This window comes from Candidatus Blochmannia sansabeanus (nom. nud.), from assembly GCF_059935345.1.
Map to the genome: position 1 here is coordinate 616,972 of NZ_CP011795.1, position 15,234 is coordinate 632,205.

Annotated in this window: 12 protein-coding genes; 6 read left to right on the forward strand and 6 right to left on the reverse strand. The window is 28.3% G+C overall.

The genetic code is table 11. The features are described from left to right. The 3 genes from cysK to ptsI all read left to right on the forward strand — a co-directional run bounded on the left by cysK (window position 1) and on the right by ptsI (window position 3,360). Window positions 1-951 carry a cysteine synthase A gene (cysK, locus tag Bsans602_RS02635; RefSeq protein ID WP_500836975.1) on the forward strand — a complete coding sequence of 317 codons (951 nt, stop codon included), beginning with the start codon at window positions 1-3 and terminating at the stop codon, window positions 949-951. A gap of 370 nt (window positions 952-1,321) precedes the next feature. Continuing rightward, window positions 1,322-1,579 carry an HPr family phosphocarrier protein gene (locus tag Bsans602_RS02640; protein ID WP_500836976.1) on the forward strand — a complete coding sequence of 86 codons (258 nt, stop codon included), beginning with the start codon at window positions 1,322-1,324 and terminating at the stop codon, window positions 1,577-1,579. Between the two features lie 65 nt (window positions 1,580-1,644). Next, a complete protein-coding gene (ptsI, locus tag Bsans602_RS02645) occupies window positions 1,645-3,360 on the forward strand; it encodes a phosphoenolpyruvate-protein phosphotransferase PtsI (RefSeq protein ID WP_500836977.1) in 1,716 nt (571 codons plus the stop codon). A gap of 497 nt (window positions 3,361-3,857) precedes the next feature. On the opposite strand, the gene cysA is transcribed toward ptsI, so the two are convergent. Genes cysA through cysP form a run of 4 tightly spaced genes read right to left on the reverse strand, consistent with a single transcriptional unit; the run spans window position 3,858 to window position 7,654 of the window. Further along, a complete protein-coding gene (gene cysA / locus Bsans602_RS02650; RefSeq protein WP_500836978.1) occupies window positions 3,858-4,925 on the reverse strand; it encodes a sulfate/thiosulfate ABC transporter ATP-binding protein CysA in 1,068 nt (355 codons plus the stop codon). Between the two features lie 22 nt (window positions 4,926-4,947). Next, window positions 4,948-5,802: a sulfate ABC transporter permease gene (locus Bsans602_RS02655; protein ID WP_500836979.1), complete on the reverse strand. Its 855-nt coding sequence runs from the start codon at window positions 5,800-5,802 to the stop codon at window positions 4,948-4,950. Then, window positions 5,802-6,635, reverse strand: a complete 834-nt coding sequence (cysT, locus tag Bsans602_RS02660) for a sulfate/thiosulfate ABC transporter permease CysT (protein ID WP_500836980.1) — start codon at window positions 6,633-6,635, stop codon at window positions 5,802-5,804. Before cysT ends, Bsans602_RS02655 begins: the two co-directional genes overlap by 1 nt. Then, window positions 6,635-7,654: a thiosulfate ABC transporter substrate-binding protein CysP gene (cysP, locus tag Bsans602_RS02665; RefSeq protein ID WP_500836981.1), complete on the reverse strand. Its 1,020-nt coding sequence runs from the start codon at window positions 7,652-7,654 to the stop codon at window positions 6,635-6,637. The genes cysT and cysP overlap by 1 nt, the downstream gene beginning before the upstream one ends. Window positions 7,655-9,585: 1,931 nt before the next feature. On the opposite strand from cysP, the gene tkt reads away from it, so the two are divergent. Together tkt and dapE are read left to right on the forward strand one after the other, a co-directional pair. Continuing rightward, window positions 9,586-11,592 carry a transketolase gene (tkt, locus tag Bsans602_RS02670; protein WP_500836982.1) on the forward strand — a complete coding sequence of 669 codons (2,007 nt, stop codon included), beginning with the start codon at window positions 9,586-9,588 and terminating at the stop codon, window positions 11,590-11,592. A gap of 176 nt (window positions 11,593-11,768) precedes the next feature. Further along, window positions 11,769-12,923, forward strand: a complete 1,155-nt coding sequence (dapE, locus tag Bsans602_RS02675; RefSeq protein ID WP_500836983.1) for a succinyl-diaminopimelate desuccinylase — start codon at window positions 11,769-11,771, stop codon at window positions 12,921-12,923. 118 nt (window positions 12,924-13,041) lie between these two features. Here the strand turns inward: dapE and Bsans602_RS02680 are convergent, their stop codons facing one another. After that, a complete protein-coding gene (locus Bsans602_RS02680; protein ID WP_500836984.1) occupies window positions 13,042-13,329 on the reverse strand; it encodes a hypothetical protein in 288 nt (95 codons plus the stop codon). A 52-nt stretch (window positions 13,330-13,381) separates the two neighbouring features. Further along, window positions 13,382-14,275 (reverse strand): 4-hydroxy-tetrahydrodipicolinate synthase, encoded by an 894-nt coding sequence (dapA, locus tag Bsans602_RS02685; RefSeq protein WP_500836985.1) that lies wholly within the window; start codon window positions 14,273-14,275, stop codon window positions 13,382-13,384. 459 nt (window positions 14,276-14,734) lie between these two features. Between dapA and bcp the strand changes: the two genes are divergently transcribed. Further along, entirely contained in the window at window positions 14,735-15,226 is a 492-nt protein-coding gene (gene bcp / locus Bsans602_RS02690) for a thioredoxin-dependent thiol peroxidase (protein ID WP_500836986.1), read from the forward strand. Window positions 15,227-15,234 lie beyond the last annotated feature (8 nt).

Consider the following 15,234-nt stretch of genomic DNA (forward strand, 5'->3'; position numbering starts at 1 on the left):
ATGCACAAAATTTATCAAGACAATTCTTATACTATCGGCCATACTCCATTAGTCCGTCTTAATAAAATTGGAAACGGACACATTATAGTTAAGATAGAATCTAGAAATCCCAGCTTTAGTGTTAAATGTCGTATTGGTGCTAATATGATTTGGGATGCAGAAAAAAGAAACCTATTAACACCAGATACAAAACTGATAGAAGCAACAAGCGGCAATACTGGTATTGCTTTAGCCTACGTAGCAGCTGCACGTCACTATAAATTAACTTTAACCATGCCAGAAACAATGAGCATTGAACGCCGTAAATTAATTAAAGCCTTAGGGGCTGAAATTATATTAACAGAAGGAAAGAATGGGATGAAGGGAGCTATCTCTAAAGCAGAAGAAATCGTTTCTTCTGATCCTAAACGTTATCTGTTATTACAGCAATTTAGTAATCCTGCAAATCCAGAAATTCATGAAAAAACAACAGGACCTGAAATTTGGAACGACTCTAATGGGCAAATAGACATACTTGTAGCTGGAGTTGGTACAGGAGGAACTATCACTGGAATTGGCAGGTTTTTTAAAAAACATATAAAGACAAATAAAAAAATAACTATCGTAGCAGTAGAACCAGAAAACTCTCCAGTCATTACTCAAGCATTATCTGGTCAAAAAATAAGCCCAGCACCACATAAAATTCAAGGTATTGGTGCCGGATTTATTCCAAAAAATCTTGATTTAACTTTAATTGATCATGTGGAAACAGTAAGTATAGACGCAGCTGTTAGTTATGCTAAACATTTAATGGAAAAAGAAGGAATTTTGGCTGGAATTTCTTCAGGTGCTGCATTGGCAGCTGCTATACAATTACAAAAACACAAAATCTATGAGACTAAAAATATAGTAGTTATACTACCATCATCTGGTGAACGATATTTAAGTACTGTATTATTTTCAAACTTATAAAAATTATAATTTTTATATTAATAGTAAACAAAACAGAAAACACTCATTGTGGGTGTTTTCTGTTTATATTCTTTAATAAATAAAAACTATACGCTTTTATTTATTAAAGAATATATAAAAACATTGAATTAATTACATTATATAAATAGAATACTATATTTTCTACTATATTATAAATAATCTTAACAGCATTAACAAAAACATCTTTAGTTCATATTCTATTTTGAATGTGATATACATAAAAGATATAACAAAATCAACAAATTATTTATATAAAAAATTTGGTTCGTCTATATTCATAAAAATATTTAATTTAATAAACTTAAAAAACATTATTTTCATCATATTACTTAATCAAATGGAGATAAAAATGTATCAAAAAGAAATTATGATTACCGCTGCCAATGGTTTACATACTCGCCCAGCTACCCAATTTGTAAAAGAAGCAAAAAACTTTAATTCTGACATTACAGTGATCTCTAATGGAAGAAAAGCAAGCGCTAAAAGTTTATTTAAACTACAAACACTAGGATTAAGTAAAGGTTCTATAGTTATTATTTCTGCGAATGGCATAGATGCAGAACAAGCAGTTCAGCATTTAATTAAGTTCATTTCTAAACTTAAATAAAAAGATAATACAATTAATCAATATGTAGATAATAAACTCTCCATAACTCTAATGAAGGTAGAATTATGATTTCAGGAACTTCAGTATCACCTGGCATCGCCTTCGGAAAAGCGTTGCTATTACAAGAAAAAAAAATTCTCATTAATTCAAAAAAAATCGCTATTGGTTCTATTGAACAAGAAATTAATCGATTTATTTCTGGACGCGCTAAAACTTCTAAACAATTAAAAGAAATTAAAAATAAAATAAAAAAACAATTAGATTCAAAGAAAGAAGCTATTTTTGAAGGCCATATCATATTACTAGAAGATGAAGAACTGGAACAAGATATCATCAGTCTTATTAAAGAAGAATTATTTAGCGCAGATGCTGCTGTACATTCAGTAATTGAAACTCAAGCAAAAGCCTTAGAAAAACTAGAAGATGAATATTTGAAAGAACGTGCCACCGACGTACGAGATATAGGAAATCGTTTATTAAAAAATATTTTAGGCATCCCAATTATCGACTTAAACTCAATTACTGAAGAAGTAATCATTATTGCTGTAGATCTTAGTCCATCAGAAACGGCTCAATTAAACTTAAAAAAAGTGTTAGGATTTATCACTGATGCTGGAGGAAAAACCTCACACACCTCTATCATGGCTCGTTCTTTAGAATTACCAGCTATTATAGGTACTGGCGTTATTACAAAACAAGTTTCTAATGGAGACTTTATAATACTTGATGCTTTAAATAATAAAATTTACATTAATCCAACTCCAGACATCATTAAAAATATCAATATATTAAAAGAAAAATATATTTCTAAAAAATATGAGTTAACTAAATTTAAACATCTTCCAGCAATTACTCTTGACGAACATCAAGTACGAATATGCGCCAATATCGGCGGTACAATACACGATATAATTAAAGCTAAAGAAAACGGAGCTGAAGGTATAGGATTATATAGAACTGAATTTTTATTTATGAATCGTAATGCATTACCTACAGAAGAAGAGCAATTTCAAGCTTATAAAGAGGCAGCTGAATCAATGATTAATCAAGCTGTAATTATACGTATTATGGATATTGGAGGTGATAAAAATTTACCTTACATGCATCTTCCAAACGAAGAAAATCCATTTCTCGGATGGCGGGCAATTCGCATAATGTTAGATAGAAAAGATATACTACATACCCAACTACGTGCTATCTTGCGTGCTTCTTTTTTTGGTACACTACGTATAATGTATCCTATGATTATTTCTGTAGAAGAAATAAAAACCTTAAATACAGAACTAAATTTACTAAAAAAACAACTACGTAAAGAAGGAAAAAAATTTGATGAAAATATTAAAGTAGGGATTATGATCGAAACTCCTGCTTCTGCAATTATCGCTCATCATTTAATCAAAGAAGTAGATTTTTTCAGTATCGGCACCAATGATTTAACACAATACACTCTTGCAGTAGATCGTGGTAATAAATTAATATCTCATTTATACAACCCTGTATCTCCATCTATTTTAATATTAATCAAACGAGTCATTGAAGCTTCACACTCTGAAGGAAAATGGACAGCTATGTGTGGGGAAATGGCGGGAGATGAGTGCACTACTTTACTATTATTAGGAATGGGATTAGATGAATTTAGTATGAGTTCTGTATCCATCCCACGAATAAAACAAATAATCCGTAGTTCACACTATTGTGATGCAAAAGAAATGGCAAAACAAGTCTTAAATTATCCAACCACAGAATCAATAATGCATTTACTGATGCAATACAAACAATAACACACTTATACTTATATAAAACAAACATGAGTTATAACATTAATTTTTAATTACAATACAATCTGTCTCATGAAAATATAAACCTAAAGAAAATAATAACTTTATAAATTATCAAAATATACGATCTATTATGAAATTTAACTATACTAATATACGTACTTATAAATAAAAATAACAAAACAATATATATAAACTAAAAATTTATATTACCTAAAATATACTCCTATACGAAATACCTTATTGACTTAATCTATATAATTTTAATTAGTATTCTTTTCCAGTTGCTTATTCGACCATTTTAAAAATCTTACAATCTACGCACAAAATAAATCTTTTATATAGTACTTAAATCTAAACAGAATCATTAACTCTTTTATATGCATAACATACACAATACAACTCACATAAATAAAAATTGCATCAATTATCGCTTATATCTTGATCTTTAGAGATCATACGAATATCTCAAGAAACAAAATATTATTACTTACACTGGCTTACAACGCTGTTTCTCCTGAAAATAATCGCGCATTATGCCCACTTAAATAACAGCATGATCCACATTCTGGAATACCGAAAATATCCCTAATCCCTATAATTATAGTTAATAACTCTTGGTGCCAACCCAAAGGCTCTACACTTAGCTGCCAATAAAATCCATGTAAACTAACATTAACAATCTTAGCTGGTAATGGATGTAATACATTAGATTCTTTACTAATATCCATTTCCCACGGACGAAAAAATAATTCAACTTTTCCCTGCAAATCAGGCACATATGGTAAAGACCAATGATAAGACCCAACAGATAGTTGTGAACCACATACTATTCCTTGTAAACAATTAACCTCACTTAAAAATTCTAAAACAAAACGAGTAGCTGGAACACACCAAATATCTTTAGGTGTACCTATCTGTTCAATAATTCCTCGATTCATAACCACTATCCTATTAGCAACTTCCATTGCTTCTTCTTGGTCATGTGTAACAAAAACACTAGTGAATTTAAATTCACTATGCAACCTGCGCAGCCAACGACGCAATTCTTTTCTAACTTGAGTATCCAAAGCTCCAAAAGGCTCATCTAATAGCAAAATTTCTGGTTCAATTGCTAATGAACGAGCTAGAGCTACACGTTGTTTTTGCCCTCCAGAAAGTTGAGCAGGATATCTATCCCCTAAACCTTCTAATTGAACCATAGTTAACAACTGCATCACTTTTTTATTAATTGCATGAGAACTCGGGCGTTTATGACGCGGTAACATTCTTATCCCAAAAGAAATATTATCCGATACTGTCATATGACGAAATAAAGCATAATTTTGAAAAACAAAACCAACATGACGATCACGTGCATTCACTTGACTTACATCTTTACCTCTAAAACGTAAACAACCACTATTATGATGTTCTAATCCAGCAATAATACGTAATAATGTTGTCTTTCCAGAACCAGATGGACCCAATAAGGCTATAATTTCTCCAGATGCAACATGTAAAGAAATATTGGTTAATACTTTGTCATAACCAAAAAATTTATTGATTCCATCTATTTCAATGCTCATTTCTTATTCTCTACCGCAAATATTAATTCATATGTTTCAAATGACTTTGCAAATAATTTTTTATAAATAACATAATAATTGAAACAGACGCTAATAATGATGCAGCAATAAATGCACCAACAGTATTATAATCTTGGTATAATAATTCTACATATAATGATAAGGTGTATGTTTCGCCACGTATCAAACCTGATACTATGGATACCGCGCCAAATTCACCAATGGCACGAGCATTAGTCAAAATAGCACCATATAATAAAGCCCAGCGTATATTTGGAAAAGTAACATAACGAAACATCATCCAACCAGAAGCTCCAAGAAGTACTGCTGCCTCATCTTCTTGTCTTCCTCTATTTACCATCACCGGAACAAGCTCATGTACTACGAAAGGACAAGTTACAAAAATAGTAACTAATACTATTCCTAACCATGTAAATATTATTTGTATATTATTAGAATCTAACCAATTTCCTATTATATTATTATTTGTATAAAGTAATAAATATAACAATCCAGCAATTACTGGAGAAACAGCGATAGGTATATTTAAAAAAACTAATAAAAATTGCCTTCCATAAAATTTAAAACGAGTGACTAACCAAGATATCAACACTCCAAAAAATATATTGATAGGTACAGTAAATAACACTACAACAATCGTTAAAAAAATTGCATGCACCATATCCTTATCAATTAAATTTGTTCTGACTACTTTTAGTCCTTCTGAAAAAGCAGATACAAAAATCACAATTACAGGTACTAACAATAATACTGTTGATATAAACATAGTTAAACTAATTAAAAACCATTGGTTCAATGTAATACGATCGACACAATCATTATTTTTATTGAGATAATTATTAAATATGTGTATCACTAAGATCCTTTAAACCTCCGATTTATTCGTAATTGAAACATATTAGTAAAAAATAATAATAATAAAGAAACCATTAAGATTACAGAAGCAATAGCGCTAGCTGCTGGATAATCAAATTCTTGTAAACGAATAAAAATAATTAAGGATATCACCTCATTCTTCCATGCAATATTTCCAGCAATAAAAATAACTGCACCAAATTCACCTAAGCTTCGGATAAAAGATAACACTACTCCAGACAGCCAAGCTGGTGCTAATTCTGGAAAAATTATATTATAAAAAATCTGCCAATGATCAGCTCCAAGAGTCTCTGCTACTTCTTCATATTCTTCAGAACACTCTTCTAATACTGGCTGTACCGTACGTACTACAAATGGAATACTTGTAAAAATCATAGCAATAGATATTCCTATCCATGTATATGATACTGTAATACCTACTCGAGATAACCAACTGCCATACCAACCCGATGTCGAAAATAATGTTGCTAAAGTTAATCCTGCTACTGCAGTAGGTAAAGCAAAAGGCAAATCTATTAATGCATCCAAAAATTTTTTACCAGGAAATTGATATCTAGTTATTACCCATGATACTAACATGCCAAATATAGCATTAAATAATGTTGCTGATCCAGCAGATACCAGGGTAATTTTATAAGATACCAATAATGCTGGATCTGTAATTATATCCCAATATTGAGAAAAATTCATTTGAGATAACTGCATTATTAATGCACTTAAAGGTAATAATAAAATCAAGCAAACAAATAATAAACTACTGCCAAAAGCTATACCAAACCCAGGTAATACATATTTAACTGAAAAAAATAACATCAACGATATCCTGTTGCTAATAATTTATCTAATTCACCGCCACGCTTAAAATGCGTCTCCATAAGAATATTCCAATTATCATACTGATCCTCTATCCTAAATAATTGGCTCTCAAACGATTTATTCTGATTTATTTGAACAATACCCATATTTGTACGATACCCAAACTTAGCAATAATCTTTTGAGCTGGAGGAGTATACAAATAATTTAAATAAGCTTGTGCCACATGTTTGGTTTTATTTCGAATAACGTTCCTATCTATCCAAGTCACTGGAAATTCCACTAAAATATTAGGATTAGGTATCACAATATCATAGTTATTCGATCCATGTTTCTTCTGTATCAATTTTGCTTCAGATTCGAAATTAATTAATACATCTCCCTGATTGCGATCAACAAAAGTAGAAGTAGCAGCACGTCCTCCAGTATCAAATACTACTACATTTTGTAAAAATTTTCGCATCCAAAATCGAGTTTGTTCTATATCTTCATTACTGTTTTTAAAAAATACATTCCAAGCCGCTAAATAAGTATAACGTCCATTTCCAGAAGTTTTAGGATTAGGAAATACTATTTTCATCCCCTTATTAGTTAAATCATACCAATTATAAATTCCTTTTGGATTTCCTTGTCTTACTAAAAAAGCCATAGTTGAATAAAATGGTGAACTATGATTAGGGAATCGATTTTGCCAATCTTCAGGAATTAATTTTCCACGATCGTGTAAAATTTGTACATCTATTACCTGATTATAAGTGACTACATCTGCGCGTAATCCTTGTAATATAGCCATAGCTTGTCTGGTAGATCCTGCGTGAGACTGACGAATAATTAATGTTTCTTCAGGATTTTTATCTTTCCAATATTTGATAAAATTAGAATTAATCTCTAAAAACAATTCTCTAGATACATCATACGAACTATTTAATAAAACGGTTCCAAAAACTGCAGCATAAAAAATACAATATAAAAACACCATTATTCTGATTGTTTTAAAAAAAATACGTGTAATAATCATATATATCCAAATATAAACACGATTACTAAAATAGAGTTTCTTTATTCTAGAGAATATGATATATTATGCATATAATTGTGAAATGGATCGTATGTAAATATATATTTACATAAAAATTTATTAACCAATTACTAGTATACAAAGTAATATTTGTATGATATGAAATTAATTTATAATTAATAATTTATTAATTAATAAAAAATTAATATTTTACATATTTTAAAATAGAGTACTACAATAATTAAAATGATTCTACATAAAGATAAAAAATTATATTATTAAAAGAATCAAAAATATAAAACAATTATATATAAATTAAAATTCAAATAAAACATTTTATTCATTAGAATAAAGAATTTAAATACGCTTATCTATCTTTTATAAAGATTCATTCATAATGGATAATTTTACATACTTTATATAAATCGTTTTAAAATAAAACACCTGTTTTAAAATCTAATTAAAAATTATCTAAACATTAATAATATTTATTCATTAAATAATATATGTAATTATTATTCAAAAAAAATTACAATCAATTATTTAATATCAAACATAAATTACATCTTTTATTCTATTCATCTCACATTCACCATCTCATTTATTATGATAATTAATATACACAACCTAAATTTACTCTTCTATCCGATCTCAAGAATTGATCACTCTTTTAATTTAATATGACAACGTTATTCTAACTAGAACAATATATAATTATTATTAACGTAATAACTGTATCAATTCTTAATGATAATTAAGAATCATAATTTTTACTATTTACATAAGAACATCTTTGTATAACAAAGATGCATAAATATTGAGCTAATAAATAATATGCAAGACTTAATCTCTAAATATATAAGATATAATTGATATCATTTGAAATATCAATTCAATTCTAATAAAATACATTTATATTTTATAAATTAAATTAATGATAATGATCAAACAATTACTATTATCATTCCACTATGACTCCTCTATACTAAGTAGTAGTTGATTAATTAAATAATTCACAATAGCTATAACATAAATAAAATATACCAATATCATTAATTATGATGATCTATACAATGCAATTATCGTTAATTCATTCATTATTTAAAAATCAATATTACTACATTTAGTACATATTACTTTAAAATATTATGACCTATAATATTAAAACAAATAATATATACACTTACACAATCAAAAATTAATAGTGAATATAAACACTCAAGTGTTATATAACATATCTAAACGCGTATCTATTAACCGAATAATAACATCATTTATGCCAAATAAATAACAACAAAAATATTATAAATTAATTAAAATATATCACAAAAATAAAAAATTTACTTTACACTATTATTAATACTGTTAGTATTTTTAAAAGGATATTAAAACAACATAAAAATTACAAATAATAAAAATATCCAATTTAATTGGACATCATTATTCTCTTTTAATCAACCACATATACATATCAAAACCAAATATATATTTTAATTTATAAATTTTTAGACCTTATTTACAATAAATGCTATCAATATATTTATTAAATAAATATGATATTAGTAATTATGTTATTACATAAACAATAATTAAAAATTGTTCTTGCTATAAACAATATGACTATCATATGATTAATCTCAATATTAGTTAACTACCATGAAAATAAATAAATTTAAACTACAATTAAACATAATTACATGATTATTGTTCCAAAATTGTCAAGGTATTAGTGTTAAATATACAAATTCCTAAATATTTTATTTCCTATCATAGATAAAATATTTAATGAATCTATTTTTATATCATTCTTTTTAAGACATAATCAAAATAACATGATTGCAGCAAAATAATTCAAGACACTCAACAATGCTCTATAAAAAATAGTATTTTGATAATCTTTTAATTAAAATTTAATATTAGGAAAACACTTTATGTTAACAAATAAAATATTAGCTAATGCTATACGCATACTAAGCATAGATGCTATACAACAGGCTAATTCTGGGCACCCTGGTTGTCCTATGGGTATGGCCGATATTGCTGAAGTATTATGGAGAGATTACATAAATCATAATCCAAATAATCCAAATTGGATTAATAGAGATAGATTTGTTATGTCTAATGGACACGGATCAATGTTACTATATAGCGTATTACATTTAACTGGATATTCTATATCTATAGAAGATATAAAAAATTTCAGACAATTAAATTCTAAAACACCTGGACATCCAGAATACGGACATACTGATGGGATCGAAGTGACAACAGGACCATTAGGACAAGGCTTGGCTAATGCTGTAGGATTAGCGATTGCTGAACGAACGCTAGCAGCTCAATTTAATCGTATGAAATTTAATGTCATTGATCACTATACTTATGTATTTTTAGGAGACGGGTGCTTAATGGAAGGCATTTCCCATGAAGTTTGTTCATTAGCTGGAACTATGAAACTAAATAAATTAATTGTATTCTATGATAATAATGGTATTTCTATAGATGGCGATATAAAAGAATGGTTCACAGATGATACTGCTATGCGCTTTGAATCATACGGATGGAATGTAATACATAATATAGATGGGCATAATAGAAATTCTATTAAAATTGCAATTGATAAAGCTAAATCCATACCAAATAAACCATCATTGTTGATATGTAATACTATTATTGCTTTTGGATCACCAAATAAAAGTGGCACACACAGTGCACACGGAGCCCCGCTAGGACCAGAAGAAGTAGCTGCTACACGAAAAATGCTTCATTGGAATGAACCTCAATTTGTTATACCTAAAAAAATATATAAATTATGGAACGCTAAAATAGCAGGGCAAGAAAAAGAAGATTCTTGGAACCAATTATTTAGTCAGTACACATTTATTTATCCTGATTTATCAAAAGAATTAATAAGACGAATACAACGAAAATTACCTGATGATTGGTACAAAAAAACACAAAAATTTATTGAAAACTTACAAATGAATCCTAAAAATATTGCTACACGTCAGGCTTCTCAAATTACAATTGAATCTTTTTCTAAAAAACTGCCAGAACTTTTTGGCGGATCAGCAGATTTAACACCCAGTAATTTAACAACTTGGTCTAAATCTTCCTCTATTATGAAAAATGCTGCTGGAAATTATATTCATTACGGTGTACGCGAATTTGGAATGACTGCCATTGCTAACGGTATTGCTAATTATGGCGCTTTTTTACCCTATACTGCTACGTTTTTAACATTTGTTGAATATGCACGTAATGCAGTTCGTATGGCAGCGTTAATGAATAGTCATCATATTATGATTTATACTCATGATTCTATTGGATTAGGAGAAGACGGTCCGACTCATCAACCTATAGAACAATTATCAAATTTACGTATGACTCCGAATTTAATAGTATGGCGCCCCTGTGATCAAGTAGAAACAGCAGTTGCTTGGAAATCTGCAATTGAACATCACGGACCAACCGCATTAGTGTTATCTAGACAAAATCTTGTACAACAAGAACGTACATCTATACAAACTAACAATATTGCTCGAGGAGGATATATTCTTAAAGATTGTCAAGGCATACCTGAACTAATTATAATTGCTACTGGATCAGAAATAATACTAGCTGTACATTCATATTACCGATTAACTAATGAAGGATACAAAGTACGAATTGTTTCCTTACCTTCTACTCATATATTTGATCAACAAGATATATCATATCGTGAACATGTATTTCCTAGTACAGTAATTAATAGAATAGCTATTGAAGCTAGTAGTACTGATTATTGGTACAAATATGTTGGATTATATGGTGAAATAATAGGTATGAATACATTTGGAAAATCAGCTCCACCAAATCAACTATTTAAATTTTTTAACTTTACTGTCGATTATGTAATCGAGAAATCATATAAATTACTAAATAAATTTATAAATAAGTAATCATAACATATTTTATATATAATATATTTTACGACTTTAATTTATATAGTAAATATGATGTAAATATATTTATCCATGCTGATGTTTACGTATATTGAAAATATAACTTCAAATATGTGAAATTATTAAACTTCAAATATTTTTGATCCATACTATTATAAATAGGAGCATACAATATGAATTGTTCTAAGCTAGAAATATTAGCCCAAAAATTAATTCAACAGCCGTCAGTATGTCCGAGACATAATAGTTGCCATGAAATAATTATAGATTATTTACAACGATTAAATTTTAATATAGAAATCATGCGATTTGATGATACATTTAATATTTGGGCGTATCATGGCGACAAAGAACAACATACATTGTTATTTCTTGGACATACTGATGTAGTAGCTCCTGGCAACTTACAACGCTGGAATTACCCTCCATTCTCAGGATTAATACATAATAATGTGTTGCACGGACGAGGAGCGGTAGATATGAAAGGTGCATTGGCTGCTATGTTAATTGCCTCTGATAATTTTATAAATAAAAATCCTAAGTATCCAGGCCGACTTGCGTTTCTTATTACTTCTGATGAAGAAGGAACTGGAATCAATGGAACTACTAAAGTTGTAGAATCTTTAATGACACGCAATGAGCATATAGATTATTGCATAGTAGGTGAACCATCCAGTCAACATACAATAGGAGATATTATAAAAAATGGAAGACGTGGCTCACTGACGGGAACATTAACAGTATACGGATCACAAGGACACGTAGCGTATGCCCAATTCTTGAAAAACCCAATACATTTAGTTATTCCAATATTATCAGACCTCTTACACAACACTGCATGGGATCAAGAAAAAAATAGATTCTTCCCTCCTACTACTATACAAATTACAAATATTTATACAAATAATAACAATAATAATAATGTGACACCTCACACAGTTACATTAAATTTTAATTTTCGTTTTAATAATAAATCTTCTATTAAAAATATCAAAAAATATATAAATAAGATACTTTCACATCATTCTTTGACTTATAATATTGATTGGAAACTTTTTGCAGAACCTTATTTTAGTAATCCAGGAAAATTAACTGATGTTGTTGTCAATGCTATTAAATATTATCAAAAAATTGAACCTTGTTTAGAAACTACAGGAGGTACTTCTGATGGACGTTTTATAGCTAAAATGGGAGCAGAAATTATAGAATTAGGAGCACGTAATCACACTATCCATAAAATCAATGAATATATTGATTTAGCAGATCTAAAATTACTTAGTTCTATATATCAAAAAATAATAGAAGATTTATTGTTAAATCGAAAATAAATGTAACAAATGATATTTATTACATTTATTTTCGATTTAACTTCAATAATGAATATGCATATTCTTTCGTATACCTACAAACACAATGACAAAAATTTCTTATCTTAATACAATTAAATTAATTTTCAACATCAATTAAACAAGATGTATGTGCTATTTCTGTAAGGAAAACTATTGGAGGACATATATTTAATTGCTTGCCTATTTTTTGAGTGCTAATAGTATCAAGATTACTAATCTTTGGAATAACATAATTATCATATGATGATACAGATAATAAAACACCTAAATTTTCCGGTAAGTTTAATTCTAATAAAGATACAGTATTTAAATATTCTAAATTTCCATTAAGTTTACAACGATTTTCCTGGTATATTTCAGAAGAACAAGCCGATAGCAATATCACACATAAAATTTCTAAAAAATTTAACATTAAAACCTTTATATAAAATAATTATCTATAATTTATTAAGTACAAACAGTCCTGAATCTATTAAAGCCTTCTTTAATACATGACAATATACCTCCGACAAATAAGTCATAGGTAAACGTAAAGTATCATATGAAATCAATCCTAATTCCTTACAAGCCCATTTTACTGGGATAGGATTAGAATCGATAAACAACGCCTTATGCACGGGCATCAAGCGTTGATTAAGATATTGTGCATTTAAAAAATCATTTTTATTTGCTAATTTACATAAATCAGCCATTTCTTTTGCAGCAACATTAGCGGTAACTGAAATTACTCCGACTCCTCCAAGTTTCATAAAATCTAATGCACTTAAGTCATCTCCACTTAATAAAATGAAATCTTCATGAACTAACTGTTTTAATTGATTTACCCTATTTAAATTTCCTGTCGCCTCTTTAATACCAATTATATTTTTTATTCTTGATAAACGAGAAACAGTACTCGGCATCATATCACAACCAGTGCGCAACGGAACATTATATAATATCTGGGGTAATTCTGTGCTTTCTGAAATAGCTTTAAAATGTTGAAATAACCCTTCTTGATTAGGACGATTATAATAAGGTGTTACACTTAAACAAGCCGCTATATCGCTATTATTAAATTTATTAGTTAATGAAATAGCCTCTGCTGTTGAATTTGCGCCAGTACCCGCTATAATAGGCAATCTACCATCACTAAACTCTAAAGTTTTCATAACCACATCAACATGTTCTTCCTGTGTAAGCCCAGACATTTCCCCAGTTGTTCCAACAGAAACAATGGCTGATGTACCACTAATAACATGATAATCAACAAGTTTTTTTAAACTTATCCAATCTATAGAACCTTGTAAATCCATTGGGGTAATTAAAGCGACTATACTTCCAGTAAACATGAACTATTATCTCCAATAAACTTAATATATAAAAGATTTTTTATATTTAATGAAACCTGACTCAACAAAAAACCAACATAAAAGATTTAACTTTATTTACATATAATAAGTAATATTATAATTCTTATAGTTATGTACTACAGCGCACACATATATATGAATATACATATCATTTACCATCGTTTAATATTCTAAATGAATTAAAAATTATTTTCATTATATTTTTGATTATTAAGTAAATTATTATTCGTTAAAGATATATTCAACACTAAATAATCATTTAGAAATAGTTCTCTAGCATTCCCATAACAAATTATTTCTTAAATTACTATCATCATATGATGGATGGTATTGAACCCTTTTAAATAATTTAATTATATTTCTATACAAGAGCTAAAAGTAGTATTAAAGTGTAATTAATTTATATAAATTTATTAATTATTTCAATGGAATATTATTATGGCATTATTACAACTCGGAGATAAAGCCCCACACTTTATTTTACCTAATCAATATGGTATTTCAGTAGATCTTTATTCTTTCATAGGAAAAAAAGTTCTTATTTATTTTTATCCTAAAGCTATGACGCCAGGATGTACCATACAAGCATGTAAATTAAGAGATAATATAGATATATTTAAGAAATTAAACATAGAAATAATTGGAATCAGTAATGATAAACCAGAAAAACTTTTGGAATTTTATGAAAAAGAAATGTTACGTTTTACTTTGCTCTCTGATGTATATGACACAGTGACTAAGAAATTTGGAGTATGGGGAGAAAAAAAATTTATGGGGAAAATATATAATGGGATACATCGTATTAGTTTTATAATAAATTCTACTGGAATTATAGAGCAAGTATTTACACATTTCAAACCTATTGATCATGATCAAATTATACTACGTTACCTAAATTATAAACCTATAAATGTAAATAATTTTATGTAATTTATTAT

Bases quoted from the DNA above. Each gene is read 5' to 3' on its own strand.
- tkt (WP_500836982.1), top strand. From the start codon at position 9,586: ATGTTAACAAATAAAATATTAGCTAATGCTATACGCATACTAAGCATA.
- cysP (WP_500836981.1), bottom strand. From the start codon at position 7,654: ATGATTATTACACGTATTTTTTTTAAAACAATCAGAATAATGGTGTTT.
- ptsI (WP_500836977.1), top strand. From the start codon at position 1,645: ATGATTTCAGGAACTTCAGTATCACCTGGCATCGCCTTCGGAAAAGCG.
- Bsans602_RS02640 (WP_500836976.1), top strand. From the start codon at position 1,322: ATGTATCAAAAAGAAATTATGATTACCGCTGCCAATGGTTTACATACT.
- dapE (WP_500836983.1), top strand. From the start codon at position 11,769: ATGAATTGTTCTAAGCTAGAAATATTAGCCCAAAAATTAATTCAACAG.
- cysA (WP_500836978.1), bottom strand. From the start codon at position 4,925: ATGAGCATTGAAATAGATGGAATCAATAAATTTTTTGGTTATGACAAA.
- cysK (WP_500836975.1), top strand. From the start codon at position 1: ATGCACAAAATTTATCAAGACAATTCTTATACTATCGGCCATACTCCA.
- bcp (WP_500836986.1), top strand. From the start codon at position 14,735: ATGGCATTATTACAACTCGGAGATAAAGCCCCACACTTTATTTTACCT.
- dapA (WP_500836985.1), bottom strand. From the start codon at position 14,275: ATGTTTACTGGAAGTATAGTCGCTTTAATTACCCCAATGGATTTACAA.
- cysT (WP_500836980.1), bottom strand. From the start codon at position 6,635: ATGTTATTTTTTTCAGTTAAATATGTATTACCTGGGTTTGGTATAGCT.